The 24,598-nt window shown below is 64.4% G+C and carries 26 protein-coding genes; all 26 read right to left on the reverse strand.

Annotated elements, in window-relative coordinates; genetic code table 11:
• Positions 1-1,266 precede the first annotated feature (1,266 nt).
• Positions 1,267-1,818, reverse strand: a complete 552-nt coding sequence (locus DMB37_RS19355) for an SMI1/KNR4 family protein (protein WP_135233926.1) — start codon at positions 1,816-1,818, stop codon at positions 1,267-1,269.
• On the reverse strand, positions 1,811-4,876 hold the full coding sequence (locus DMB37_RS19360) for a hypothetical protein (RefSeq protein WP_135233927.1): 3,066 nt from the start codon (positions 4,874-4,876) through the stop codon (positions 1,811-1,813). The genes DMB37_RS19355 and DMB37_RS19360 overlap by 8 nt, the downstream gene beginning before the upstream one ends.
• Positions 4,877-5,029: 153 nt before the next feature.
• Positions 5,030-5,338, reverse strand: a complete 309-nt coding sequence (locus DMB37_RS19365) for a hypothetical protein (protein ID WP_135233928.1) — start codon at positions 5,336-5,338, stop codon at positions 5,030-5,032.
• Positions 5,339-5,387: 49 nt separating this feature from the next.
• Positions 5,388-5,687: a hypothetical protein gene (locus DMB37_RS19370; RefSeq protein WP_135233929.1), complete on the reverse strand. Its 300-nt coding sequence runs from the start codon at positions 5,685-5,687 to the stop codon at positions 5,388-5,390.
• On the reverse strand, positions 5,688-5,891 hold the full coding sequence (locus tag DMB37_RS19375; RefSeq protein WP_107653251.1) for a hypothetical protein: 204 nt from the start codon (positions 5,889-5,891) through the stop codon (positions 5,688-5,690).
• Positions 5,891-6,664 (reverse strand): N-acetylmuramoyl-L-alanine amidase, encoded by a 774-nt coding sequence (locus tag DMB37_RS19380; protein ID WP_135233930.1) that lies wholly within the window; start codon positions 6,662-6,664, stop codon positions 5,891-5,893. The genes DMB37_RS19375 and DMB37_RS19380 overlap by 1 nt, the downstream gene beginning before the upstream one ends.
• A gap of 50 nt (positions 6,665-6,714) precedes the next feature.
• A complete protein-coding gene (locus DMB37_RS19385) occupies positions 6,715-7,110 on the reverse strand; it encodes a hypothetical protein (RefSeq protein ID WP_135233931.1) in 396 nt (131 codons plus the stop codon).
• Positions 7,111-7,183: 73 nt separating this feature from the next.
• A complete protein-coding gene (locus DMB37_RS19390) occupies positions 7,184-7,624 on the reverse strand; it encodes a hypothetical protein (RefSeq protein ID WP_135233932.1) in 441 nt (146 codons plus the stop codon).
• A gap of 253 nt (positions 7,625-7,877) precedes the next feature.
• Positions 7,878-9,170: a hypothetical protein gene (locus DMB37_RS19400; protein ID WP_135233933.1), complete on the reverse strand. Its 1,293-nt coding sequence runs from the start codon at positions 9,168-9,170 to the stop codon at positions 7,878-7,880.
• A gap of 101 nt (positions 9,171-9,271) precedes the next feature.
• A complete protein-coding gene (locus DMB37_RS19405; RefSeq protein ID WP_135233934.1) occupies positions 9,272-10,327 on the reverse strand; it encodes a hypothetical protein in 1,056 nt (351 codons plus the stop codon).
• Positions 10,324-11,313 carry a hypothetical protein gene (locus DMB37_RS19410; RefSeq protein WP_167768887.1) on the reverse strand — a complete coding sequence of 330 codons (990 nt, stop codon included), beginning with the start codon at positions 11,311-11,313 and terminating at the stop codon, positions 10,324-10,326. The genes DMB37_RS19405 and DMB37_RS19410 overlap by 4 nt, the downstream gene beginning before the upstream one ends.
• Positions 11,314-11,403: 90 nt before the next feature.
• A complete protein-coding gene (locus tag DMB37_RS19415) occupies positions 11,404-12,438 on the reverse strand; it encodes a hypothetical protein (protein ID WP_135233936.1) in 1,035 nt (344 codons plus the stop codon).
• Between the two features lie 22 nt (positions 12,439-12,460).
• Complete coding sequence (locus DMB37_RS19420; RefSeq protein WP_240772457.1) at positions 12,461-14,080, reverse strand: phage tail protein; 1,620 nt, start codon at positions 14,078-14,080, stop codon at positions 12,461-12,463.
• Positions 14,080-14,976, reverse strand: coding sequence for a phage tail protein (locus DMB37_RS19425; RefSeq protein ID WP_206055280.1), 897 nt, complete (start codon positions 14,974-14,976; stop codon positions 14,080-14,082). The genes DMB37_RS19420 and DMB37_RS19425 overlap by 1 nt, the downstream gene beginning before the upstream one ends.
• The gene (locus tag DMB37_RS19430; protein WP_135233937.1) at positions 14,973-17,402 is read right to left on the reverse strand and encodes a hypothetical protein; all 2,430 of its coding nucleotides are present in this window, start codon (positions 17,400-17,402) and stop codon (positions 14,973-14,975) included. Before DMB37_RS19430 ends, DMB37_RS19425 begins: the two co-directional genes overlap by 4 nt.
• 152 nt (positions 17,403-17,554) lie before the next feature.
• Entirely contained in the window at positions 17,555-17,863 is a 309-nt protein-coding gene (locus DMB37_RS19435) for a DUF5361 domain-containing protein (RefSeq protein ID WP_107653260.1), read from the reverse strand.
• Between the two features lie 68 nt (positions 17,864-17,931).
• The gene (locus DMB37_RS19440) at positions 17,932-18,222 is read right to left on the reverse strand and encodes a hypothetical protein (RefSeq protein ID WP_135233938.1); all 291 of its coding nucleotides are present in this window, start codon (positions 18,220-18,222) and stop codon (positions 17,932-17,934) included.
• 126 nt (positions 18,223-18,348) lie between these two features.
• Positions 18,349-18,933, reverse strand: a complete 585-nt coding sequence (locus DMB37_RS19445; RefSeq protein ID WP_135233939.1) for a hypothetical protein — start codon at positions 18,931-18,933, stop codon at positions 18,349-18,351.
• 167 nt (positions 18,934-19,100) lie between these two features.
• Complete coding sequence (locus tag DMB37_RS19450; RefSeq protein ID WP_135233940.1) at positions 19,101-19,487, reverse strand: hypothetical protein; 387 nt, start codon at positions 19,485-19,487, stop codon at positions 19,101-19,103.
• A gap of 50 nt (positions 19,488-19,537) precedes the next feature.
• Complete coding sequence (locus DMB37_RS19455; RefSeq protein WP_135233941.1) at positions 19,538-19,972, reverse strand: hypothetical protein; 435 nt, start codon at positions 19,970-19,972, stop codon at positions 19,538-19,540.
• A gap of 21 nt (positions 19,973-19,993) precedes the next feature.
• Positions 19,994-20,602, reverse strand: coding sequence for a hypothetical protein (locus tag DMB37_RS19460; RefSeq protein WP_135233942.1), 609 nt, complete (start codon positions 20,600-20,602; stop codon positions 19,994-19,996).
• Positions 20,603-20,816: 214 nt separating this feature from the next.
• Positions 20,817-21,014 (reverse strand): hypothetical protein, encoded by a 198-nt coding sequence (locus tag DMB37_RS19465; protein ID WP_107653266.1) that lies wholly within the window; start codon positions 21,012-21,014, stop codon positions 20,817-20,819.
• A 571-nt stretch (positions 21,015-21,585) separates the two neighbouring features.
• The gene (locus DMB37_RS19470; RefSeq protein WP_135233943.1) at positions 21,586-21,771 is read right to left on the reverse strand and encodes a hypothetical protein; all 186 of its coding nucleotides are present in this window, start codon (positions 21,769-21,771) and stop codon (positions 21,586-21,588) included.
• 460 nt (positions 21,772-22,231) lie between these two features.
• The gene (locus DMB37_RS19475; RefSeq protein ID WP_135233944.1) at positions 22,232-22,927 is read right to left on the reverse strand and encodes a hypothetical protein; all 696 of its coding nucleotides are present in this window, start codon (positions 22,925-22,927) and stop codon (positions 22,232-22,234) included.
• 37 nt (positions 22,928-22,964) lie between these two features.
• Positions 22,965-23,759, reverse strand: a complete 795-nt coding sequence (locus tag DMB37_RS19480) for a hypothetical protein (RefSeq protein ID WP_135233945.1) — start codon at positions 23,757-23,759, stop codon at positions 22,965-22,967.
• Positions 23,759-24,541, reverse strand: a complete 783-nt coding sequence (locus tag DMB37_RS19485) for a PE-PPE domain-containing protein (RefSeq protein WP_167768888.1) — start codon at positions 24,539-24,541, stop codon at positions 23,759-23,761. The genes DMB37_RS19480 and DMB37_RS19485 overlap by 1 nt, the downstream gene beginning before the upstream one ends.
• Positions 24,542-24,598 lie beyond the last annotated feature (57 nt).

Raw genomic sequence — 24,598 nt, forward strand, 5'->3', positions numbered from 1 at the left:
CCGATCCACCATGCTGTTCGTCCAGCGCGGACAAGTTCGCGGCTCGGTGACCAACCCTAGGTAGGAACACCGTCCGGCGAAGGCCAGACAGAATCACGATTCGCCATTTCAACACCTGAATACATCGATTGATTCGAGAAAGGGCGCAGGTCTTCGACTCACATTACGGAAGCCGATGTGACACGGCGGACCGAATCCATTGGCCGGGAATGCTTTCAGTTGTTCGAAGAGGCTTGTGTGCTTGTGCGGATACCGCGAAGTAGAAGTGCGTGTGGGTGCACTCAGGGCCGACCGCAGTGGTCCCTCCGGCGTCCCGTCTCGACAACGCACTCGGCACTGCGGATGCCGATCCAGGGAGTTACCAAGGACAGCGCGCCCAGATGCGACAGCACCTCCCCCGCCACTGTCGCTAAATTCCAGAGGTGCTTGCACTGGAAAGCTTTAATAGATACGTGGCTAGCTGCAGGTAAACACATCCGAGAAGCTCGCACCGCTGCTGCCCAGTGCGAGCAGGATGGGCGGGAGGTGGCGATCGGCCATGAGTTGCCAGCTGAAATGAGGGCTGTTCCGGCGTCTGCAACGGCCAGCTGGCTACTTACGGCATCGAGGCAGAGCACGGCGTGCCCTGCATTTTGATGCTCAATATTCGGTCCGCCCAGATCAATTCGGTGTACCCGGACCTCTGGCCAAGGGTCCGGCCCGATCCGATATTGACCTACTGCAGCGCGGCGTCGGTGTGCACCCCGAGCACTTCTTCAGTGATTTATACGACCGCTTCGAGGCCGTGCATAGCAACGCCACGGGCGTTGCGACTAGTTGAGCCAACTAGAGAGTCACCGAGCTTCGATGTCGCCAGCCCGATCGGGCTCTCCCATGCCGATCTCTCGCATCATCCGCAGCATCACGGCCAAGTCTGCGACATCAGGGGCCGTATCGGCGCACCAGGCTGACACGCTGCTCCAACCTTGACGGGGCTTCCTCGTGGTCAACTATCTCGAGCACTGGCGGATCATCCTGGTCCAGCGCCGCCCCATCAACTACCTGATACACGTAGCCCCGATGAGCGCTCAGCACCGGCATCCCGTCACATCCTGGATCTCATGCTGTAAGCGCTCAAGCGTCGCGGCCGCGCACGATGCCGCCCTCCTGGTTCCTTCAGCCGCTGTGCGTGTGGCAATCCGCCACGCCCCGAGTGGCGAATTACGCTGCGCGAATGACACTCAAGCTCTATTGGTGGCCGAGTTGCTCATACACGACTGTGCGGATCTAATCCCACCGGTAGTTCTTCTCACCTTCGGAATCCGGCCACCCTTTGGCTCGGTCCGCTGCCAGGCGCCGTTTTTCCTGTACTACACGGTCGATGAGGAGGCCGAACCATTCGGTCACTGATTCGCGACGGCGAGTGACAACGCCAGATTCAGTGATCTCCCACAACGGTGGATCCGGGTCTCCCACATCGCTGCCGTCGATAACGAGGTAGCTATACCCTCCCGCTTCGGAAATCACCAAAAGGCCTGCTGGGTCTCGGATTGCATGTTCGGCCGCCTCTTCGAGGCCCCACAGCGCTCCCTGCTTGTCGTCCGCGTCCGGACCGCGCACACCGAATACCGTTCCGGGCAGGACGGATCCCGCATTCCTACCAATGATTCGTAGTACTTCACGCAAAGCCACCGGCAGCGTGCCGACCCCCTGCTCTGCGGCCATAGCATCGATTTCCGCATCACTGGCACCTTCGACCGTCTCGGCGCGAAAACCTTCGGAAACGGCGCGATCGAACAGATCGCGAATCACACCTGCCGCAGCAGCCTCGTCATTCATGGATACCCCATAGCGTCACGTCATGCAAATTCCTTGCGGTGATCTTCACCTTACCACCAAATGCATTCTTGAAGTCTATCAGCACCTGCTGGCACGATGCGCAAATTTGATCACGCGGAGGCTGAAGCGTTCTGCCCCGTGGATAGTCGATCACCATTTTCACTTCAAGATCTACTTTCGATAGATCCGCGCCCAACTGATGCGCCGCATCGTCAACAACCGCCTTGGGGTCAGCAGGTAGGCCGCGACTATTCTTTTCCGCTCTATTGATTGCATGCCCGATCGCTTCCTCGACTTCGGCCACTGTTTTCCCGGAGGACGAGCGCAGAATATCCCGCGTCAAATCTTCTAATATTTTCGGCTCAGAATCAAACGCACGATCATGGCCGACGATCTCGGTTTTGAATATCCGCCGACCCGGTGGAGGGAGCTGGGATAGATGCTGCCCAGGCGTTCCTTTGAGCCCTCGCGGCTCACCGCTCGATGCTGCAAACTTCTGGTTGTACTGCGCTTCATTCACCGTTCCGGTCGTCTCACTATTGGAAAGCGTCTTTTTCGTCCAGCTACGCCGCACATCACTTTTAGCGCCATTTACGGGGTCTTCATCCGCCCGGATGATTGGTTCGTTGCGAATGCCCTTATTCGCTTCGATAAGCCGGTTGAAGGTCGCGTCGTCTTGTCGCGCTGCGGCATTGCTCGTTGGGGACGGCGGAGCTGGGATATCAACCCGCTGCGCTGGGCCGGCGCGTTGTGGACCATCAGTTCCTGGCCTGCCCCCTGCATTCGACCCCGTTCCTACGGACTGCCCGCTCCGATCCACCGGAGGCGGATTCACCGCCTCATCGAGCTGAGTTTCTATCTCTAGTTCGCCTTGCCGCTCCGGCCGGACCGGACTGGGCGGACTTGCGTGCTCGCCATCGACGGCGCGAGGTGTTGTCGCGCCGTCGGCTGTTTCGGTACCGGTTCGAGTGCCACCCTTACCGACCACTTCGTCGCCGACCTTGGTGGCAGAGGCCGCGGTTTCCGCGGCCGCTTCGGTGCCGGAGCGGGCAATGGCCCGCCCTACTACCCGGACACCGGCGGCGATGCCCTTACCGACTACCCAGCCCACGCCTTCGCCGGCGGCCATGAGCTCGAGCTCGAGGAGGATGCCGAGAAGTTCGTCACCGACGGTTTTCGCTTTGCCGGGATCGGTTGCCCAGCGCTTGCCATTCTGGTCTTCGACGATAATTCCGCCGCCTTCGACCTTGTACATGGCGGTCGCAGAGATGCCTTCCGGCACGGGAATTCTGGTGAGCTCGGCGTACAATTCGGATTGAGGGAGCTTTACGAATTCCCCGGTGCCGTCCGAGCTAAAGGGTGGCCGCTTCCCACCGGCGTAGCGCACTGCGCTGACGTTGACCTCGCCATGAGTCATCGGCAGCTGTGCACTGTTGTACAGCTCCGGATGTTCGGCAGCTGGATTGGGCGGAATTATCGCCTTACCATCTTTCCCGATGTGGAGCTGCATGCCATCGACGGATATCAACTGGTTTCCGTCGCGGTCGGTGAGCGTTCCGTCCGGATGACGATAAAACTCGAAGAGTTTGCCGGGAGCGAATAGATCGTCGATCGCCGTGATAACTCGTTCGACACCGTGGGCGTCGGTCAGACTGATCTGACGGTACGTACCGTCGTCGCGCGTCGTTATTTTGATCAGCGCATTGGGATCACCTTGCAGCAAAGACAGCATGTCGACCCGACGCTGCGCTTCAGCGAGCGCGGCAACGTCTGCTGGATTCCGAGATTTGGAAGCGTCCGCGCCATAAGCGCGGCTGTATGCCTCCTCGGCCTGCAACTGGGCATCTCGTAGCCGGACCGCTTCGGCTAGCGCAGACCGCTGGGTGTCACCCAACGGGGCCTTTGTGACATGGTCGCCTTCGTTGTTCTGCCAGCCGACTCGAATGCCGTCATTCGCCCAACTCATTTTGTCGCCGTCAGCGAACGTGACGTCGTACAACGTCTTCCACCCGGCAGGTGTGTTGACAAGCGACCGTGTGAACTCGCCGCCGCCGGGTAGCGCGAACCTGCCATCTCGACCATTGCCGATGGCGATGATCAGACCAAGGAAATCCTTACCCAGTGCCCCAGGACCAGCCGTCTGCTGATCAGAAGGCACATTGCGGGACGCCGGCACGGATCCGTCCGGGTTGACCAATCCTCCGAACAACAGGCCGAACATCGGATTTCTCGGATCTACTCGCACGGTCGAACCGTCGGACTGCACAACGATGACTTCGCCGGTAGCGGTGTGCTCGACCACCCGGGGCGACTGGTAACCGGGTGCCGCCAACTCGGGTAGAGACGGAACCGATGCAGGTACCGGAGTCGGAGCACTCCCGTCGATCCCGCCGTAGATCTGCTCGAATGCCGTCGGCGCCTTCGCCTCTGGTTGGTTGGCATTCGGTCGGTCGTTGCCCAGTGCGGGCGGACCACTCTGCTGCGGTGCCTCTTGGTCCGGTGTAGGTCCCGCGTCGGGGCCGGGCACCGCCAACTCCTCGAGGGAGGACGGAACCGACACCGCGGGCGGTGTGGTGGTGGCCGGTGCTGGCGGAGGTGGCAATTTCGGCTGATTGTTCTCCCGGATCCGGCGGTCGTTCGCATCGATCTCGGCCTGTAACCTGTCCGACTCTTCTTGGGTGGTCGGACCGGGCGATCCCAGTCCCTTGTCGAAACCGATGGGCTTGGCCCCGGTTATGACAACTGGCCCAGGTGCCGGGCCTGCGGGTTGTCCGTCTGTGGCCTGGAACGGCGCCGAATCGGGCACCGCGGCCACGGAATTCGCGATCGGGCGAGCCGACTCGACCAACTCCCTACCCGCGAAGATTCGTGCCAGTTGCTGACCGGACGACGTCGCGGTCATGCCGTGGAAGTTGTAGACGCGACCGTCGCCCGCACCTGCCGATGGCGAACCATCAACTGCCACATCATCTGTCGACAACGAGGCCAAGTGCGAGGTGCGGGCCGAGGCCCATGGCGCCACTTCGTTCTGCTTCGGCCGCACCGAATCACTCGCCATAACGGACCTCGATCGCAATCAGGATGGGAGAAGCGGCAACCGGTATTACGGGCCGCGAAGACGACAAAGCGGCCCAGAACTCTCCGGGCCGCTGATCGTTTCGGGAATATTCAGATAGCTACGTGCACCGTTGGCGGGAGCCGCGAACTCCGCCTAGGCGGCAGGCGGGTCGACCGCCATCCACGTACCGTTGCGGTACACCTTGTGCTCGTAGTACAGGATCTGGTGTCCGTCACGCAGGCGCTTCACACCCAGTTCCCAGTACCCGTTGAACTCGTCGCCGCCCATGCCGATGCGCAGCTTGTGCACTTCGACGCTGGTGTTGTCGTACCGAATGACGAGCCGGACGGTGTTGGACCGCTCGTCGCATTCGACTTCCTGGATTCGTTTGAATCCGGGGATGTGGATGGTATCGCCGTAGACGGTCGGTTGGACTTCAACGACCATGAAGGTTTCGGGCATGGAACTTCGCTTTCTGTGCTGCCGTCGCGGTCAGCGACGGTCTCCTGCTTCAGATTTCCTCTTGTAGCGAGGAGGGGATTTTGTAGCGGGCCTTGGGTGGTTCTTGCCCGGGGACGTGCAGGCGGAGGAAGCCGCGTAGTTCGTCGATGTGTTGCTGGAGGGCGCGGATCAGGCGGATTGCTTCACGGAAGCGCTTCTTGTCATCTGCTGCTTGGCTTTCCAGGATCTCGACGCGGGTGCGGAGTTTGCCGACCTCACGCGCCTGCCAGGCGGTGATCGCACCGATGACGGTGGCGACGGCGATGCCGAAGGCTTGCACCAGTTCGGGATTCAGCCAGTGCTGGGTCATTCATAGCCTGCCTTCCTGCCGGTCGACCGGGGTCACCGCCGGTCGAATGAGCAGGCCGGCGAGCACGGGGGTGAGCAGGCCGTAGACGGCTAGTACCGCTTCGATCCACGCGGTATCGATCTGGTGGCCGACGATGAAGGCGATGACTCCGGTGACGGCGACGAGTACCGAACGGATCAGGGCGGGTTCGGGAATCCGGTTCATCAGATCCGTCCTTCCGCCGCGGCGAGCAACCGGTCGAGTTTGAGTTCGAGCGCCTTGAGGCGCTGTTCGTTGCGGTAGTCCGCGGCGTCGGAGTTGAGTACGTAGCCCGCGACGGTGTCACGGTATTCCGAGTCGGCGACCCGGGATTGGAAGCCGTAGGTGAGCTCGAAGTGCACCCGACGCAGCTTGTCGAGCAGTTCCCGCTGCTCGGAGTCCGAAAGTGCCATCAGTGCACTGCCTTTCAGTCGGTCCGCAATATCGGCGCGGAATTGGTCCATGTCCATGCAGCCGGGATCCCATTTGCCTTGCTTGGGTCCGGCCCACTCTTTGTGGGCGATCACGCGATCGGCGCCGTGGCCGAGCTTGCGCAGGATCGCCGCGCAGCAGCCGACGTAGGCGTCGTACTGCGCGTCCGACCAGCCCTCGGTGCCGTTGTTGACGGCCTCGATGCCGATGGTGCGGAAATTGGCGTTGTCCTCCGGCAGGCCGGGCCAGGAACCCGCGCCGGCATGCCAGGCGACACCGGCCGCGACGACGGTCACCGTGCCGTCCTGCGCCAGATGAAGCTGCGACAGCGGACCCGCCAAAGACGGAATGCCGTAAGCGATTTCGGTCGGCGGTGAATGTGAGCTACCGGTGTGGTGGGCAACTATGCCCCAGATGTCACCGAAATCCCCGTGGCCGCGCTCGCGCCACCCGGGGAATTCGACGACCCGCAGACCCTCCTCGCGGAGCACGTCCGCGAGCCATACCGGATCACCGGTCCAAGACATAGTTGTCCTACTTTCTGAAAATTACTGTGCCGCGCGGTATTACGTGCGCATCAGAGAATCCGCACGTATCCGCCTGCGGAGACGGTGCCCGCCGCCCCGCCCGAAGCAGGCACCGCCAGCGCCTCGACGGTCACCAGATCACCCGCGACGATGTCGACGGTGGCGTTGACCGTCAAGGTGCCCGACGGGCCTTCGACCGCCGGATCTATGGTCGCGACGATTGTCGAATTGACGCGCAGCCGAGCCTGTAGCTGGGTGGGACCGCCGAATCCGGTAGTCGCGCCGGTAAACGGGATCGAGGCGGTCACCGTCGCGGCACTCTTGTTGCCGACAGCACGCAGACCGTCGTTGACGACGACGGAGCCGGGAAATCCCCCGGTGTCGGCCGTCCAGTTCTTGATAAGACCCCACGCCTCGGGCATCGGCTGGGTGCCGGTTTTCGTCATACGGACCGGCAGAAAGGCTGGAACCCCAGCGACGACGACGAATGGCATCAGATCCTCCGAAGGCGATGAGCGATTAGACCGGATTGAAGTAGAGGTAGCTGTTCACGCCGCCCGCGACGGTGGTGTCCCAATTGAGGAACGTCGAACCGGTCATTCGCAGCCACACCCGGTCTCCACGCGCCAGGGTCAACGTCTTGGACGGAATGGCAACCGACGCGGCGGCAGTGGCGAACGTTTGGACCGGGGTGTCGTTGTGCATAACCTCGAAGCTTCGCTTCTCACTGACACCTAGGTTGCCGGACACCTCCAGCCCGCAATACACAGTCACCGTGCCAGGGCCGCTGGAAACCAGTTCGTCGTTCGCGCTGATGACGGTCTCCCCGTAGCCACCGCGGACGACCCAGCCCGTCACTTTGACCCTCGGGGTGTCGGCGGGGACGGTCTGATTGCCGTTCTTGTTCATGCCCATCGGCACCGCAGATTCGGCCATACCGGCCGCAACGATGAACGGCACCGCTATACCCCAGCCGAAGGCGTTGCGTCCGGGGCACTCTCGACCGCGGCAGGGCCTGTTCCGGCGGAACTTTCCGGTTGCTCCGTGGGCGGCTCCACCGGCGGTTCAACAGGCGGCTCCACCGGCGGTTCAACAGGCGGCTCCACCGGCGGTTCAACAGGCGGCTCCACCGGCGGCCCCGTGCCCGAACCTGGCGAAACAGGCCGTTCATTAACCGGCGGAGTAGCAGACCTCGGCCAGCCGACATACATCGTCATGCGACGGTCACTCCCTTGATGCTGGCCTGCAAACCCTTCCCTGCGCCGGTATCCAACGTGGTGATCGAGACGGTGACCCGATCCCCCGGGTTGAAGGTCCAGGTCAGCGGAACCGTGGTATCCCCAGCCTGATTCGCCGGCAGGATGGTCGCCGACGAACCCGTCACGGCCGTAGTGCCGTTCACCTTCAGCTCGACGACAAGGTTTCCGGTGCCTGCCGTTTCGCCGCGGTAGGTCACCGAACTGACCGAGATCTTCCGCTCGATCCGCAGACCCTCCGGCATCACATTGCCCGGGCCTGCGGCGCGAGTTCCGCTGTGCGACTTGAACGCGATGTCATAGATCTGCCCGACCGGCGTCGGCGTGCGGGCGTCGGTCAGCCGCGGGTCGGTGCTCGCGATCGTGTCGATCGCGGTGCGTGCGGCCGCCGCGGTGGCCGCGGTGAGCACCGACCGGCCCAGCGCGGTCGAATCGGAGATCTGGTTCGCCGGGTGGGTGTGCGCGGTCGGGGTGCGCGGATTCGTCAGACGTGCGTCGTCACCGGCGACCGCGGTGGTCGCGGTATCGCCGATGGCAGGCGGGAACGTCGCGGGCTTTCCGGTAATGCCCGCCCAATCGGTGGTACCGGCCTGACCGCGGATGACCACGCCCTGACCGTTCGGCAACCAGCCGCCGTGCGCCGCGTGATAGACGTACAGCAGCCCATCCGCCTTCACCACATACTGCGCACCCTCGCCGGGGGCGGCGGGCAGCTGTGCGTAGGTGCCGACCTGCCCATCGATCTTGATGCCCTCGCCGCGCGGCCCCATGACAACGGCATTACCGGCCGAGGCAGGCACCGGCGAGACCAGCGTCAGATCGACCAGGCCGGTCGAACCGATATCCGGCTTCGCCGGGTCAGCGCCCGGAACATATTCGGGCACAGCGAAACTGAAGGACTCCATCGGAACCCGTTCACCGAGGTAGGAAAGGTCGAACGACACCCGCCAGGTCCAGTGAGAGGGATTTGTCGCCGCACTCGGCGCGACGAGTCGCACGCCGCGCCGACCGCGCCAGGTAATGAAACCCCATTCGTCCAACTGACATTCGTAGTGACTCGGCAGCTGAACATAGGTCGCCGGACCCAACTGAGCGCCGGGGACAAGCACTTTCGGCGCGTCGGCGGTGAAGGTGAGCGACCCGGTCAGTGGCTCGAATTCGGGGGTGTCACCGACGTCGCCGTCGTCGAGGACGTTCGCGAGGAAGCGCCCGACGACTTTGCCGTACTTCAACGGGGGCAGATCGGCCATGGATCAATGCCTTTCGGACAGCAGGCAGCCGGAAACGGCATACCGGAATACGGAAAATGAGTGCGGCCGTTTGGTCAGCCGGAATAGAGCAGCGGTCCCGGCTACACAGGTAGCGCGCGAACGTGGATATGCGAGTAATTGGAGTCGATGTTGTAGCTCCCCGTACCCTCCGCCCGCTGCGCCACGACATACAGGGTGATCGTCTGGTTCGCGGGAACTATGCCGTAGGTCGCGCCAGGCTTTGTCGGGTATTGAAAGCCCGGCGAGACAAGCACATACGCGATGCGCGAGACCCGGTGGCTCCAGCCGTATCCGACGCGCTCACCGGTGGGGCTGCCGATGCGCACCTCGATATCGCACCGCGTCGGTTGTTCCGTCTGCACCTGCACGCCGCCCTCGACGAGTGGGCGCCACGCCGTCGGCTGCGACGGTATCGTGATGGCGGCCAGCGTCCTGATCGGATCCGTGACGTTCTTGGCTGTGGTGAACTGCTTCTGCCCGATCACCCATGGCCCACTCGGCCGCGGGCTGGGGATGGGCCGGAACTTCTGGGTGGCGGCATCCCAGGCGAGCACGTGGTCCTGACCGAGCGAGCGTTCGCTGTCGATCAGGACATCGGAAGCATCCTGGATCCGCCCTTTCGCGCCCGGATCGCCGACGTCACCGGTCTCGCCGCGCGGGAAGGTGATCTCCACCTGCTGGGCAGGCGAGGTACCCGTGACCCTGGCGGCCGCGGCCGAGCCGGTGGGTCCCGCGACGGCGACTCCGGTCAGCTGGTTCGACGCGCCCCGGCTACCGGGCGCGCGGAAGGCCTCGCCGAAAGCGATGAACCCCATCCCGGTCCAGTAGTAGATGCTGTTGTCCGCGACGACTCGCCACGCTTTGCGCGCGTCCGCCGTGGTGAGTTTCAGTTGGTTCAGGGCGGCCACGTCGGCGACGTCGCCTTGCCACGACCACGGCCACGCCGCTTCGCCTTCCGGCCCGACCGCACCCTGGTTACCTTCGCGGAGTTCGATCAGGGCTTCCCGGTCGACCAGTTCGAACGGGTTCACCGTGTACGGCAGCCCGATCGAGTCGGCGACGCCACGCATGGTGATCATGATGTCGTCCTCGTAGACGACGGTCGGTTCGCTGTTCACAGCGTTTTCGGTGGTCACAGCGCCCCCACGGGTCGGGCGAAGCACACGATCGACGCGCACTCCATGAAGTAGTCGTAGTCGGCAGTGCCCGAACGGCGCAGCAGCACATGCAGCGTCACCGGCTGACCGGCGGGGACGACACCGATGGTGCTGTCCGGGGTCATGGCACGCACAGCGTAGTGCGGCTGGAATCGGGCGAGGGCGCTTGCGCCGGTCACGAAGCCGACACCGAGCGCGACGAGTTGGCCGGTCACCGAGCCGATGCGCACCTCGGCATCGATGCGGGTGCTGACTTCATTCCAATTCTCATCGGGGCGCACGACGACGCCACCGGTGATGATCGGACGCCAGTCGGTGTCCTGTGCCGGAATGTTCAACTGCGCAATGTTTTTCGTAGCGGCGGTGATCCCCGTCTGCGAGGCGACGAAGCCGGGACCGTTATCCCAGGAACGTCCCTCGAGGATGGTCCATGGTCCGCGTAGGCCGGGGTACGGCCGCGGCTTCCACTTCCGTGCCGCGGGGTCCCACGTCGGCACCGCGCGATCTACATGCGGGCCGTCCGCGTAGTCCGGTGCGTTGCGAATCGGCCCGGGACCACCGTCTTCGCCTTTGCGGCCCTTGCCGCCGCGCGGAACCGTCAGGTTCAGCGTGAGATTGGGTGGGGTGCCGGTCACCGACGCCTGGAGATCGGACCCGATGGGTCCGGTATCGACCGCACCGATAGCTATCGTGCACGGCTGCCCGTCGGGTCCTGCGGCGCCGAAGGCCGCGGTGAACTCGTCGAATCCGGCACCGTTCCAGTACACCAGGGCGCCGGTGGACAAGATCCGCCATGCTTTGCCCGCATGCGCCATCGTCAGCTTGGGGGTGAGCGCCGAGAGCGCGGACTGATCCGCGATGTCACCTTCCCAACGGAACGGCCGGGCGGGCTCTCCCGGCTTGCCCCGGTCGCCGGGGGTGCCGGTCATCAATTCCAGGGAGCCGTCGCGCGGTGTTCCGTGCATAGACTGCACGACACCGGGCGCTCCGACACCCTCATCGATCCCGCGGACCTCGGTCGACGCGAAATACTGTCTTACCGTGGACATTTCACCTCACTCGATTGGTTCTGCGAAGACGACGATCGATGCTCGGGATGGCGAGAATCCGATATTGCCGCTGCCGTCACCGACTCGCTCGACCGCGACAATCAGATTCGCGGGTGCTCCGGCGGCGACTGTGGCGAAATCCGACGTCGGCGACAGTACTTTCGACGTGGTGCCGTCGCGATAGCACGGAACAACCGGCATATACACCCATGCGCCGGAGGTCGCGATAGAGGTAGCCACGATCTCACCTTGCGAATGGTGCAGCCGCACAGTCGCTTCCGCGCTCACCCCGGAATCGCCGCGACTGTAGATGTGCCCGTATACGACGGGACGCCATCGGAAGGGCAGTGGCGCGATGGTGAACGTACCGCCCTCGACCCGACCGGCGTTCTCTTGCCGCTCGGTCCCGAAATCTTCCTGGTACCACGACCAGGGACCGAGCCCCAGTGGCGCGGCCGACGAGCGGAACTTCCTACTGGACCGGTCGTAGGCGAACACACTGCCGGCACCCGGGGTACGCACCTTGTCGTAGTCCGGGGATTCGGTGATCTGCCCGGACGCACCCGGCGGCCCCTTCGGACCGCGTGGACCGGCCGGCACGGTCACCTTCAACTTCTGGTCCGCACCCGTCCCGCTGAACTCGACGGCGGGCACGGTGAAGTTCTCCCCGCGCTCGGTCTTCGTGACGGTGATGGTGGTCGGTGCGGCAACCGGACCCCGTGGCCCGACCGCATCCGGTGAATGGCGCCACTCGGTACCGGTCCAGACATCCATCCCGTTGTCGTCGAGCCGATGCCACCAGCTGCCGCGATCCTCCGGCCCGAGCCCGGTCGGACGAGCCGCCGCGTTGGCGATCTCACCCATCTTCCGGAATGTGGTGCGCGGTCGCCCCTGCCTGCCGGGCTCACCGGGTGGGCCGGGCGGGAGGTCCAGGTTGGCGGATCCATCGGAGATGGTCGTCTGCGCGGTCAGCACGGGCAACCCGTCTACGTCGGGCACCCGCTTGATGGTGATGTGGGCGGGAAAAGTGATGTCCGCCATGGTTTCTCCTCTTCGAAAAGGCTCAGAAGATGAGCAGGTCGAGATCGGCGCCGACGTCGGTGGCCAGATCCTTGATCGCGGCGGCCACACGGCCGAGCCGCTGCCATGCCTTGACGATCGAGTCCTCTTCATCGGATCCGTCGCCGACCACGATGTGCCATTTCGCGGCGGTCTCACGGTCGTCGGTGAAGGTCAGTTCGGTTACGTAATCGGTGAAGATCTGGCCGTCGAGTGCGAAGCCGATCTGGTCGCCGAGCCCGTAGTCCTGACCGAGGATGTACGGGGCGTTGTCTTCGACGGTCACCCGCTTGCTGGTGTAGCCGCGGGTCAGGTGCATGCCCTGGCGGGCGGCGACCAGGCCGTCGAGGTTGAACGCCTTGTCGCTGCCCGAGATATACAGCTCGCGGAAGGCGTACGGACCGGCCCGGTCCACCCGCTCCATATTGCGGTAGACGTTCCATGCGAGGAACACGTCGTTGAGCTGCCCGCGGTACAGCCAGCCGAGCCCGATGAGTGACAGCAAGCCCTTGATCACGAATTCGATGCCCGCGTTCACCCAGCCGGGCGAGCGGCCGCCGATGATGATGTCGGTGGCGGTGGGCTTGTGCAGCGCGATCTCGGATTTGCCGATCCCGGAGTACTCGCCTTCGAAGTACCACACCCAGGGGTAGTTCCGGAACGTGCCCTGGCTGAGGCGCTCTCCGTACACCGCTTCGTATTCGGTGGCGGAGTCCAGATTCGGGTAGCGCTTGGGCGTGGTGCCGTCGCCGGTGAATTCCTCTATCCAAGAACGAATTCCGTCGAGCAGCGTGCCGGTCGCGCCGGTGACACCCGACTTGTCCACGGTCTCCAGCACCACGGTGGGCCGATCGAGGTGGAACCATTTCGGCGCGGGCTGCTCGTCCTCGTCGGGCAGGAAGAACCGGGCGGTCAGCATGACGCCGGAGTCCTCGAGCATCGGGGCGAACAGCTTGTCGGCCATGTCGAACCGGGCCGACGCCGCACTCCACTTGCTGGTGTCGTGCAGCGGATCCACCGGGACGACGGCGATCGGGAAGAGCAGGTTGCCGGTGCCGCCCCACTCCGGCTTCTCGGCGTGCTGTGGCGGTACCCAGCCCGGCGCCTGCAGGCGCATCAGGTTGGTCGTCAGGTAGTTGGTGATGATGGTGCGCACCGGACCGAACTGGATCATGTGCCGCGGGAACTGCGCCAGGATCGGCGCGAAAGGGCTTGCCCAGCAACAGATCGTCGAGATGTGATTCCAGCAGTGGATGGCCTCGATGTCGACGGTCTCGACGCCGTACTCGTCGCGGACGATCGAGGCCTTGGTGATATAACCATCCCAGCGGAACCCCTTGGTGTTCACCGTGATCGGGATGGTGGCGTCTTCTTGGTCTTTGTTGTTGAAGAGGTGGTCGAAGTGGACCATGTCGCGCGGGCAGATCATCTTGAGTCCGCCGGGCGCATTGCGCGGGTAGGTGAACTCCAGCGAGAGGTAGCTGTGCTCCTCGCCGACCTCCTGCATCCACTTGTCCCAATAGCGCACCAGGACATCGGGATCGCGGAGCTGATCCTGTTCATCCTTGTACGCCTTGTCCATGCGCAGGGCTTCGTCCTGCGGGTCCCAGGCAGGCATGCTCATCAGAACGGCCTCGACGATCGCGGCGTGACCGAGACGATCAAGCTGGACTGCAGGTTGCCGCCGTCGACCTGGACGATGATGTCGGTGGCGCTCCATGGCGGCAGCGCGGCGAGCCAGCGGCGACCGGCCAACTGGCCCCAGACATTCTTCGGCGTCGCCGAATTCCCCGAGTACAGGCGAGCGGTGCGATGCCGAGGATGCGTATCGATCCGCAGGGTCTGTTCGGCGGTGAGCCGAGGCGTGTGCACCAGCCGTGGGGTCGCACCTCCCGTCGGATCCAGAATCGCCCAGCGGCCGGGACCATTCATGGTGTACCGCGGCCAGGCGGGCTGGTCGGCGGCGTTGCGTGCCCGCACCTTGCCCTCGTTGAGACCCGAGGTGTTGGTCCACACCGCGGTTTCGTCGAAATGCCGTTCCAGCGGATCCATCGCCGTGGCCGACATCTTGTACAGCGCGAAGGCATTGCGCGCCGGGTCGATCTCGCCAACGGCCTCAGGTGCGCTGTCGAGCTGCACCTGCTGGAACCGCCAGCCCTGATGACGGGTGAAGAATCCGATGGTGGACGGCTTGTCGGTGGACCAACCGCGGAACCAGGCATCGTGCACCGCGTAGAAATCCCGGACCGGATGCGCGCCAGTGCTTTTCGCGGACTGGGAGATCACCGCGATGAAGTCCCATTCCTTCTTGGCGCGGATCGAGCGCTGGAAGGTCGCGCCGTCCTGGCGCGCGCCCTCGTTGACGAGCAGTTGCACCGGGGCGAACATGTAGCCGGTCTGGTTCGACAGCCGGACGCCTTCGCGCCCGGCATTCGAGCCGGACAGGTGCCACACCCGGCCGTTGACGTCCCACAGGACGATCTTCGTGTAATGGCTGTTGTCCAAAAGTTGGTGGGTCATCGGCCGAGCCCTCCTCCGCGTTGTTGCGCCACCGTGCGACGCCGGCGAACCCGCTCCACCGCGATGGCGGCGCTCTTGGGGTCCATGCCGTTGAAGTTGTAGATGTCTCCCCGGGCGGTGCGACCGCCCGGACCTTTGGCGAGATTGGTCAGGCCGAAACCGGTGCCGAGCTCCTCTTTCACGCCGCTGGCCACGATCTCGATCGGCTTGGTGATGAACTCCGCGGCGGTGCCGGCGACCATCGACCCGATCATCGAGCCGATCGCGGGAGCCATCGCCCCCAGCGGGCCGAGGAACGGGGCGACCAAGGTGCCTGCGGCGGTACCGATGGTGCTGCCGACAGTGGATGCCGCGCCCTTGATCGCGCCGGTTATACCGCCGACCAGGCCGTTCTGCTGCAGGCCGCTGATGCCGCCTTGCAATGCGGCGAGCCCGGCCTGCTGATCGCGGGTCATCTGCGGTGTCGCACTCTGGGTGCCCGTGGGGTTCCAGTCGATACCGGTGTACTCCTTGACGACCGCGGCGATGCTCGACGACCACTTGCCTTCGGGATCAACGCTCTTGTAGAGATCACCGAGCGCGTCACCCTGCTCGGCGCCGAATTGGGCGCCGGCCTCGATGATCGCGTTGCCGTTCGGGCCCAGCAGCGGCGCGAGCACCGAAGCCGCGTCGCCACCGAGCTGACCGCCCGCGACATTGAGGAGATCCTTGAAGCTGCTCGTGTAGGGGTCGTAGATCTCGTCGCTCAGTGCCAGCGACTGCGCGCCGAATCCGGCCGCGGGAGTTCCGCCGGTCGGTGAATCGGTCAGCGGCACATCGACACTCGACGGGTCGCCCGGGTTGCCGGACTGCCCGTTCTTGCTCGGGCGGTTGCGGACCAGGTACGAACCGGTCGGCGAGGGTGTTGCGGACGGGACGCCACCGTAGGTGTACGACCCGCCACCGGAATACGAAGAGCCCGCACCGGATGCCCCCGTGACACTCTCATCCGTCTGTCGCGGCACGAACGAATTCCCGCCGTCACCGCTGCCGTTCTCGCCGGTACCGACACTGGTCGGACCGCTGGTGCCGAGACCTGCTCCGCCTGATTCGCCGGACAATGTCATCGACGCGGACAGGCTGCCGCCGAACTTGGCACCGATCAAACTGCCGAGCTGGGCACCGATCACCGGCGCCAACGCGCCGTCGGGCCCGAGCGCGGGCGCCAGCACCGAGCCCAATGCGGCACCGACCTGACTGCCCGCCTGGGTTGCGGCACCGACGATGCCGGTGGCCAAGGCGGCCGACAACGACCCCAAGGGGTTGAGGCCGCCGGCGCGCACGGCCGTGGACTGGCCTGCCTCGTTGCCGGTCGGCATATTTCCGATCGGCGCCTGATACGCGCGACCGAAGCCGAGCGCACCTGGCGTCCCCTCGGATCGCACCCGCATGGCGGCACCCAACGGATTGGGTTCGCCGAGATCCGGCGAGTCCGAGCGGGTCACCGACTCCTGCGTCGGGGCGCCTGCCGCACCACCGGAGCCGAGCACCGAGTTCAGCACGCCACCCGGCCCGAAGGCGGGCGCGACGATCGAACCCAGCGCGGCACCGGCGGCGCCGCCCGCATTGATGGCGGCATTTCCGATGCCGCCGAGGACATCGGCCACCATGCCGAACAGGCCGAAATCCTGTGGCCGGAAAGCGGCATCCGGGCTGGTCGGCGCGACGGGATTGCGCAGCAGATCGCGCCACGACTGAGCCGCCGAGCCACCCGCGCCGACCAGACCGCCGTCGGCGAAGCCGGGCAGCATGCCACCCAGATAGGCCGGCGACGGCACCCAGCCGCCGTTGATCGCGGCCAGCAGCGGCAACGCATTCGACGTCGCCGCCGCATTGACCACGAACTCCCCGGGCGACAACCGGGCAAGAACCTGGTCTTGCCGCGGCCCACCCGGCCCGTACACCATGCCGCCGTTCGCGAAACGCTGCGGCGTGCGGCCTTCGACACCCGAACCGGGTACACCCGAATCGTCGATGACCTCGTCGCCGAGATCGTTGTCGCCGTTGCGATCTCGTGCCGGACCGGACAGCGTCGCCTTCGAGCTGACCCGGACGATTCTGGTCCGCGTCTTGGCGGCTTTGCCGTCCGGGTCGTAGCGGTTGAGCGCACCGGTCGCGACCCAGTTGGCGAAGAACTTCGGTACCGCGCCGAGGATTTCCTGGAAAGCCTGTGTCAGCGAACCGATTTGGACGGAATCACCGGTGATCCCGTTCGCCGACACCGACGAATCGCCGGCCACCAGGATCGGCTCGTCACCGGGCAGGGTGATCACCGAGGTGCCGGTGACCTTCCCACCTTCCCAGACCGCCCCGCTCGGCAAGGAGACCTTCTGCCCGGGGCCCGGCTGGCCGCTGTTGGACATGGCCAGGATGTCCGGCATCGCCATGACCGGCGGGCGTGTCTGCTCGGACCGAGAAGTATTGGTATCACGCGCCGAAGGGCGCCTCGAGTCCGGCGGAGTCCGCACATCGGAGCTCATTTGTTTCTCCACATTCGCATCTACTTTCTCGGCCGTTTGCGCAGATCAACGCCCGCGAGCTAGTCCTCCCAGTTGAGGAACTCGTTCATCTCGTCGATCCCGGTGGCCGTGCCGATTCGTTCGCGACCGGACTTGACGCCGGGTCGCGGCACGAGTTCCGGACGGTTGCGCCCATTCCTGGCATCGTCGGTCTTCGCCCAGACGAGCCAGCGCAGGGAATCGGTGATGTCGGCCAGCAGGAACTGGTCCAGCTGCCAGCGGTAACTCTCGGGATTCATCGCACGAAACAGCGCGGACTCGGCGGGCAGCCAACGGACGATCGCCTTCAGCTCACGCCAGCCGAGCACTTCGGTGCCGAGCTGACGCAACCGCAGGCCGAGCGTGATCAGGTCGTATTCGATAGCCTCGCAATGCTCTTCGAGAAGAGCATCGAGGCTTAGGATTCCCCCAGGTTGACTCCCGAGTGGGTGCGCCAGGCATCCAGCAGCTCGTGGTAGGCGTCCGGATCCATCTCGTCCAGCACCGCGAGCGACTCGGCGGACAGCGTCAGCTCCAGCAGTGTGTACATCGCGTCGACATCGCCGAGGCGGCGGATCCGGCGGATCAGGCCCGGCTTGAGGTACGACAGGGAGGGGAGGTGCAATTCGGCGTCGCCCACCTTGTAGACGAAGTCGTCTTTTACCTGGAGCGGGCGGTTGAGGGTGATGGGGGCTTTCGGGGAAGTCATTGGTTCGCAGACCCTTTCATGACGTGTTTGTGCGCAGGTAATAGAAAAGTGTTGGAAAATAAGGGCCCAACGGTGGCGGGCGGGCCTGCGCATAGGTGTGAAACCCGCCACCGCTGGGGGCTTTTATCAGACGGTCTTGAGAACGCCGTCGTCGAGGTAGCGGTATGCCTTGTTGTTGAAGTCGTCCTTGAACGCTTCGATGGTGATGTTGAACCCGGCCAGTTCCTTGGAGACGAACTTGCGCTCCTGAACCTGCGAGATCGAGGCATTCGGCAGCACGATGCGCATCTTCTTGTTCTCGCTCAGCATGTCGAAGATCCACGCGCGGCGCGGCAGGACGCTGCCGGTCTCCTTGATCGTGTACAGCTTGCCGTTGGTGGCAGTAGCCGCACCGGGGGTCACATTGCCCTTACCGAACACCTCGTTGAGGACGTCCTCATCCCAGACCGCGTACAGGGTGAGACCGAAACGGACCGAGTGCTCGGTCTGCAGGTTGGCAATGATGTCGGCGTTCCAGTCCTTGATCTGCTCGATCTTGCGCTCGCCCTTGGACTCGATGCCGTCCTCGGAAACGTAGCCAAGAGGCTGGAACCCGGTGGTCGGGCTGGAGGCGCCGACCGGCAGTGTGGCGCTGGTCGGCGCGACCAGCACACCGCCGGAGACGGCGACCGGAGTACCGGCACCGATGAACTTGCTAGAAGGCAAAGCCATTTTGATTCTCCCTTGGGATTGTTGCGCAGGCCCATGGGATTTCGGTATTCAGTTGTGGCTCCCATCAGGGGGAGTCAGGCGAGGGCTACGCCTCGCACGTCTTCTTGGGAATCACCGCGCACGTGCCGAGGTATCCCAGCAGGAGTGGACGGTGCCATATTCCGAGGTTACGAATTAGCCGGCCGGTCGTCGGGGACCGCGAAACCACCCCAGTCGACTATCTCGTAGCCGCCGGCATAGATAGGCTCGGAAAGCTCCGATACGAGTAGCTGTTTCACAGTCTTGCTGCCCCAAGAGGACGAGCCGACAGCACGGAATAGCTGCCTGTCCACGCCGTTCAGCAAGGTAGTTTCGTAGTAGTCCCGCTGAAATTGAACTTCTATCTGCCCGTACTGCGTTCGGATGTACTCGAAGCCCGGATGCAGGTCGAAGACGTAGATCCGGGGAAAGCGATCGGAGACCGCCCGGACCAGCCGCGCATAACGGAACGGTTCCGCCATCCACTTCACCAGCAGGGTTTCATCCTTCTTGAGGCTGATTTCTCGTTGCGTCACTGCTATCTCTCCTTGTTCAGGCGATCAGTTGTGCTGCCTTGCATGGCGTTTCAGGCTGGTTTGCCACGCACGATCAAGTCGGCGATGATTGCGTGCCGCGGCGCGGCGGTCGCCGGATCGGTGTCGTTCTCCAGGCCGACGTCCTCGATGTAGTCACACCACACGGTGCCGAGGTAACCCGGCGCGGCAGCCGAGAGGACGGCGCGGACCCGACCGGCCAAATCGGCTGCGGCACCGGCATCGTCGGTGCATTCGAGGACAACGCGTGGCCGATCCAGAATCAGATTCGGACCGCGGCGACCCTCGCGGTCTTCGACGTCCTGCCGCAGGATTCGATCGTTCCGCTTGACCCGCACCATCCGCGCCGGCCGTGGCTCCGGAATCCGGGTGACCACCTTCGCGGTGTCGGAAACTGCGGTGAGTTGCGCGGTCAGGTAATCGACCAGAGTCTTCTCGATGTCGGGGTACACGATTCGTTCGGTCATCGCGCTACCACCCTTTCGTGGCTATGGCTCTTGCCGGGCTTGCGCGATCCGCTGACGCAGTTGATCGACGACTCCCGCATAGGCTTCGGTCTTGGTCGCGGCCTCGAAGGACAGGCCGCGGGGATGGACGGCGTACCAGCGGCCGTCGTCGGTTTGGCTGACCTGGATGTCGTCGAGGTCGTAGAACGACTCGGGATCCGGTACCGGCCACTCGCCGTTCTCGTCCTTGGTGACGTGCAGGCCGGTATCGAACGCACCGGGCGCGCCACCGGGGGTGGCGGTCCAGCGGATCTCCTCCAGCTCGGGATGCACTCGCACACCGCGCTGCACGAGATACTCGGCGACCCGCGTCGCCTGCTTGATCCCGGTCACCGTCGGCTCCGCCGTCTTGGGCGACTGCTTGCTCCGCCATTCGGGCAGATGGATCACCGACAGTTCTTCGGCCAGCGCCTTCACCTGCGGATCCAGGTCCGCGGTAGCCGCGGACTCGGCGAGCTTCCCGCTGAGGGCCTGCTGGATGAAGGCCAGGAACTCCGGTGTCACCAGCTGTCCGGCATCGGTGCGCACGTATTCCGGCGGTGGCTGATGATTGGCGAACTGGATGGACTCGACAATTTCCTTGTCAGACAATGTGTTACGTCCCCTGATCTGAACTCGGTGGATGCTGGGCATGAAAAAAGCCCAGTCCCGACCAGGGAGTGGGCTTGGGCATAGACGGCAGGCGGACCTCGCCGCGCTCGGGGTTACAGACCCAGGAGCGGGCGGATCAGGGGCGCCAGGTGGCAGGCCAGGGTGATCAAGTCGAGGACGACGGTGAGCATCGATTCACCTCCTCTCGAGAGGGTCAATAACGCCGGGACGAGTCCGGCACGATGCGACCTGCTTCGACCAATGTGTTGAAGGCCAACGCTTTTCGACGGCAGTGGTCGACGGAGCAGGCGCGATGGACGCGCATCGACTCGTGGGCCTGGGCGATGGTGAGCGGGGCGGCCGGGGTGGCGTGGTCGGCCAGTTCGAGCAGCTCCAGGACGGTGTTGTCCATGTCAGACCTCGGTTGTCGAAAAGGTTCGGGCTCCGGCGGGTTCACCGTGCCATGTATGACGTTTGAGCCCCACCCCCGATCAGGGGGTGTACCGGGGGTGGGGCGAAACGCCCCGGTCGCATCTTCGCGTCTGCAACCGCGAGAAAGGGGTCAGCGGGAGACGGGAGCGGAAACCGGGGCGGGTATGTGGCAGGCTCGCGCCCGCTTATCATCGATCTCGAAGAGGTTTCGGGGGCATGCCACATGCATTCGCTACGCCGGCCACGCAGGCGGCCGTGATAGCGGAACGGGAAAGTGATTGGTAGTACGAGGGTTTCCCGAAGAAGTTCGGGATGAGGGCGCAGCTCTGGCGCTGCACAAAGCTTCACCTAAAGCGCGGAAGATGTCAACCCCTGAATACAGAATTGCATGAAAAACGCAGGTAGATGGCTACTTTCGAGCGTCCAGACGCCGGTATCGATTGCCCCCGAAACGACGATTGCCCCAGCCTCGTATGAGGCCGGGGCAATCATGTCTGTCCACCGAGCGGATACGCGTCCGCTAGGCGTCAGGGCATATCCAGGTTTTCAGCTCACTTGCCGTCGGTGCCCGCCGAGCCGGTGGCCAGCAGCTTGGCCAGCTCGGTGATGGCCGCGGCCGAACCGGTTTCCGGCGCCGTGCCACCGCCGCCGGTCTGCGCCGAGGCCAGGCCGGAACCGGCCAGGATGATGCCTGCGGTAGCCGCGAACACAACGCCGAACACGCGAATCTTGCTCATCTGAGAATCTTCCCCTTGAAAAAATTGTCCCTCGAATCGACAACCTGCTGGTTATCGGTCGAGAGTTTTCTAGCACAGGGTTTACCCGGCTAGCGACCGGCCGGCCACGCGCGACGCACGACGTCAATTGCCGATCGATAACGGGTCATGCACGGCGGGGACTTCGGAACAATGCCTGCAAATGTGCTGCCGGGCCGCGACTTCTACGGTTTCCCGGACGCTGCGGGAACTTCATCCACATACCGGCATCTCGACGCACCGGTCGTCGGCACTCAGCCGGGGCGGCGGCCGATGTGCAGCCACCGACCCAGCTACCGCAGAGCGTGAACGTTGCGAATAGCGCACCCGGGCACAGATACCCAGCAATTCGAGAGTTATGTTGTGATTCATTTCATACGAAACAACTGTAACTTTCCGAGCTTATTCGCCGGGCACGCACCGAATTGCGTTTTGAAGCAACTCAATTCGAGTCATGCACGGTGGCCGGTGCGCGGCGGCGCATCGGATACACCAGGTGTTCGTCCAATACTTCACCCACGGTGTACAATTCGGGCCAGCCCGGTGCCCACGGGCCGGGCAGCGGTGCGATTTTCCCTGCGTTCCGCAGTGTTTGGATCCGCCGCACGGTCAGTCCCTGATACTCGGCGCCGAGTTCCTTTGCCAGCGTGGCGATCCCGGACGCATTGAGCCGGTGGCGTCGCGCCTGCTCCAGCTTCTGCTCGTCCAGCACGATCGGTGCGGCAGGCGGGCACACGATCCACAGCGCGGCCTGCACCACCGTGCGGATCTCCGCGGGCGCGCCCTCGGCACCCTCGGTCATGGCCAGTGCGATGAGGTTTCGGTCCAGCCAGCGGGCGAGGCCGGGCGTGGAGGGTGACCCGGCATAGTCGAGACCGCGCTGCTCGCACACGAGCCGCACCCACGAGACGAGTACCGCGTGTAGTTCGTCGGCAGCCCGGGAGGCGGCGGGGTTGTAGGGCAGTGGTTGTTCGCTCGGTCTGCGGTTCATCCGATAGTCACCGCGAGTGCTCAATCGAGACTGCCGGGTCAGCGAGATACTGAGATCTTCGGCGAGATCAGGGATTTCGCGAAGCAACTCAGCGAGCGCGCGGAGGTCGATGCGGTCGAGGTAGAGGTGGTTCGGGTGCTCGGTCACCGGGAGACCGCCTCGGACCACTGTGCGGTGGTGGTTGTCATGGTGTCGCTTCCTCTTCGGTGGCATGCCAGTGGTCGAGCGAGGTCACCGTGCGGTGGTCGCAGCGGAGCACGGGCGGATCGGGATTCACGGCGAGCAGATCGGCGGGTGGGTTTCGCCAGCCCGCGTCGTCGCACATCACGCAGTTGCGGGCGGCTTCGCGGCGGTGCACGGCATCGGCGCGCAGGTCGCTGCCGTGCGCCGCGTCCCACCGCTGTCTGGCGCGCCTGGCGTCGGCACAGCCACCGCACGGTGGCGGCGCGAGATGATTGCGGTGCATCGAACATTGCCGGGGCGGCGGAGCCGATCGCGCTGCCCTGGAAGAATTTTCAGGGTCATGGGCAGGGACAGGGGTTTCGATGTGCTGCGGCAATTGCTCCACAGTCGGTTGTGCTTCGGCTGAAACCTTTGCCGCAGCGGATGTTCGAGCAGCTGGTGCAGCACTTGCTTGCGCGCGAAGCTGTCTGGCCTGTCCGGAGACCTGACCGCCTTTGCGACCCGCGTCGGCCCGCTTACGGCGTCGGTCCTCGATTTCGGCCTTCGACATCTGACGTTCACCCCAGTCGTGGAACTGGTAACCGCCATCGACGGCCATCCACAAGCCCACTTCCACCAGCTTTTTCGCCTGCGCCGCCGAGCCGAGACCGCGCACGATCGCGGCGGGCACAAAACCCTCGGTGAGCTGTTGCATCGACCACGAGCCGGCCCGCACCCACAGCCCCATCGCGGCGTTACCCGCCGCGACGGCCTTGGGATGGAAGCCGAGCTGGTCGTCGACCTGGAACCACGGCATCAGCGGTGCCCCTCGGCCACCTCGCGGTTGATGGCCTCGGCGAGCAGCCGGGCGTGGCCGTGCCGGACATAGTCGTCGGTGTGCCGCCCATCGAACAGATAGCCGCGGGCATAGGCGACGGCGCCACCCCAGGAGCGCCAGTTCTCCAGCGACCACCAGCGTTGCAGCTGCTGTTGGGTGGCGACCGCGATGATGCTCTGGCCCCAGCGCACCATGGCTTCCGGGCTGGCCAGGCTGAAATACGCACTGAGGTCGGCGATCAGGCGCAGCGGGTTGCCTGCGGGCAGCGCCGTGATCGGATCACCCGCGGCGGCAACCCAATACGTCGGAATGCCGGTGATGGTCCGCTGCCCGACGACGCCGTAGCCGCCGGGATCCTTGCCGAGACAACGGCCTGCCGGACGCAGCGGGTCCGCGATCAATGCACAGGCGATGACCTCCAATTGAGGGAACAGGCCGGCACCGATGTCGGCGGCGAGATCACCCGCGATACCCGCCCCCTGTGAATAACCCGCCAGCACTACCCGATTGGGCGTTGCTTCGATCGCGTCGATCAAGGCCCGCCTGCCCGCCGCGACACTGTCGGCGAACGCGACGTGCCGCCCGTAATCCGCTGGGTAAGGCACCATTCGCACGACAAAACGCCGTGGGTCGAGAGCTGCGGCGAAGGCGGCGGTGACCGGATCACCATTCGGATTCCAGGTACCTCCGACAATCAAGACATCGATGACCTCGCCGGGAGCGAGCAACTTGCCGAATAAACGGCGGCCGAAAATGGCCACGTGGCCTGTCCTTTCGTGGACGACCCGACCGGTTGAGCGCATGACGGAACCACTCGG

This window comes from Nocardia sp. CS682 (assembly GCF_004634405.1).
Lineage (GTDB): Bacteria > Actinomycetota > Actinomycetes > Mycobacteriales > Mycobacteriaceae > Nocardia > Nocardia ninae.

What these genes read in the sequence shown, in the direction of transcription:
- DMB37_RS19355 (WP_135233926.1), bottom strand. Translation starts at nt 1,818, where the DNA reads ATGAATGACGAGGCTGCTGCGGCAGGTGTGATTCGCGATCTGTTCGAT.
- DMB37_RS19360 (WP_135233927.1), bottom strand. Translation starts at nt 4,876, where the DNA reads ATGGCGAGTGATTCGGTGCGGCCGAAGCAGAACGAAGTGGCGCCATGG.
- DMB37_RS19365 (WP_135233928.1), bottom strand. Translation starts at nt 5,338, where the DNA reads ATGCCCGAAACCTTCATGGTCGTTGAAGTCCAACCGACCGTCTACGGC.
- DMB37_RS19370 (WP_135233929.1), bottom strand. Translation starts at nt 5,687, where the DNA reads ATGACCCAGCACTGGCTGAATCCCGAACTGGTGCAAGCCTTCGGCATC.
- DMB37_RS19375 (WP_107653251.1), bottom strand. Translation starts at nt 5,891, where the DNA reads ATGAACCGGATTCCCGAACCCGCCCTGATCCGTTCGGTACTCGTCGCC.
- DMB37_RS19380 (WP_135233930.1), bottom strand. Translation starts at nt 6,664, where the DNA reads ATGTCTTGGACCGGTGATCCGGTATGGCTCGCGGACGTGCTCCGCGAG.
- DMB37_RS19385 (WP_135233931.1), bottom strand. Translation starts at nt 7,110, where the DNA reads ATGACGAAAACCGGCACCCAGCCGATGCCCGAGGCGTGGGGTCTTATC.
- DMB37_RS19400 (WP_135233933.1), bottom strand. Translation starts at nt 9,170, where the DNA reads ATGGCCGATCTGCCCCCGTTGAAGTACGGCAAAGTCGTCGGGCGCTTC.
- DMB37_RS19410 (WP_167768887.1), bottom strand. Translation starts at nt 11,313, where the DNA reads ATGCACGGAACACCGCGCGACGGCTCCCTGGAATTGATGACCGGCACC.
- DMB37_RS19415 (WP_135233936.1), bottom strand. Translation starts at nt 12,438, where the DNA reads ATGGCGGACATCACTTTTCCCGCCCACATCACCATCAAGCGGGTGCCC.
- DMB37_RS19420 (WP_240772457.1), bottom strand. Translation starts at nt 14,080, where the DNA reads ATGAGCATGCCTGCCTGGGACCCGCAGGACGAAGCCCTGCGCATGGAC.
- DMB37_RS19425 (WP_206055280.1), bottom strand. Translation starts at nt 14,976, where the DNA reads ATGACCCACCAACTTTTGGACAACAGCCATTACACGAAGATCGTCCTG.
- DMB37_RS19430 (WP_135233937.1), bottom strand. Translation starts at nt 17,402, where the DNA reads ATGGCGATGCCGGACATCCTGGCCATGTCCAACAGCGGCCAGCCGGGC.
- DMB37_RS19440 (WP_135233938.1), bottom strand. Translation starts at nt 18,222, where the DNA reads ATGACTTCCCCGAAAGCCCCCATCACCCTCAACCGCCCGCTCCAGGTA.
- DMB37_RS19445 (WP_135233939.1), bottom strand. Translation starts at nt 18,933, where the DNA reads ATGGCTTTGCCTTCTAGCAAGTTCATCGGTGCCGGTACTCCGGTCGCC.
- DMB37_RS19455 (WP_135233941.1), bottom strand. Translation starts at nt 19,972, where the DNA reads ATGACCGAACGAATCGTGTACCCCGACATCGAGAAGACTCTGGTCGAT.
- DMB37_RS19465 (WP_107653266.1), bottom strand. Translation starts at nt 21,014, where the DNA reads ATGGACAACACCGTCCTGGAGCTGCTCGAACTGGCCGACCACGCCACC.
- DMB37_RS19470 (WP_135233943.1), bottom strand. Translation starts at nt 21,771, where the DNA reads ATGAGCAAGATTCGCGTGTTCGGCGTTGTGTTCGCGGCTACCGCAGGC.
- DMB37_RS19480 (WP_135233945.1), bottom strand. Translation starts at nt 23,759, where the DNA reads ATGCCGTGGTTCCAGGTCGACGACCAGCTCGGCTTCCATCCCAAGGCC.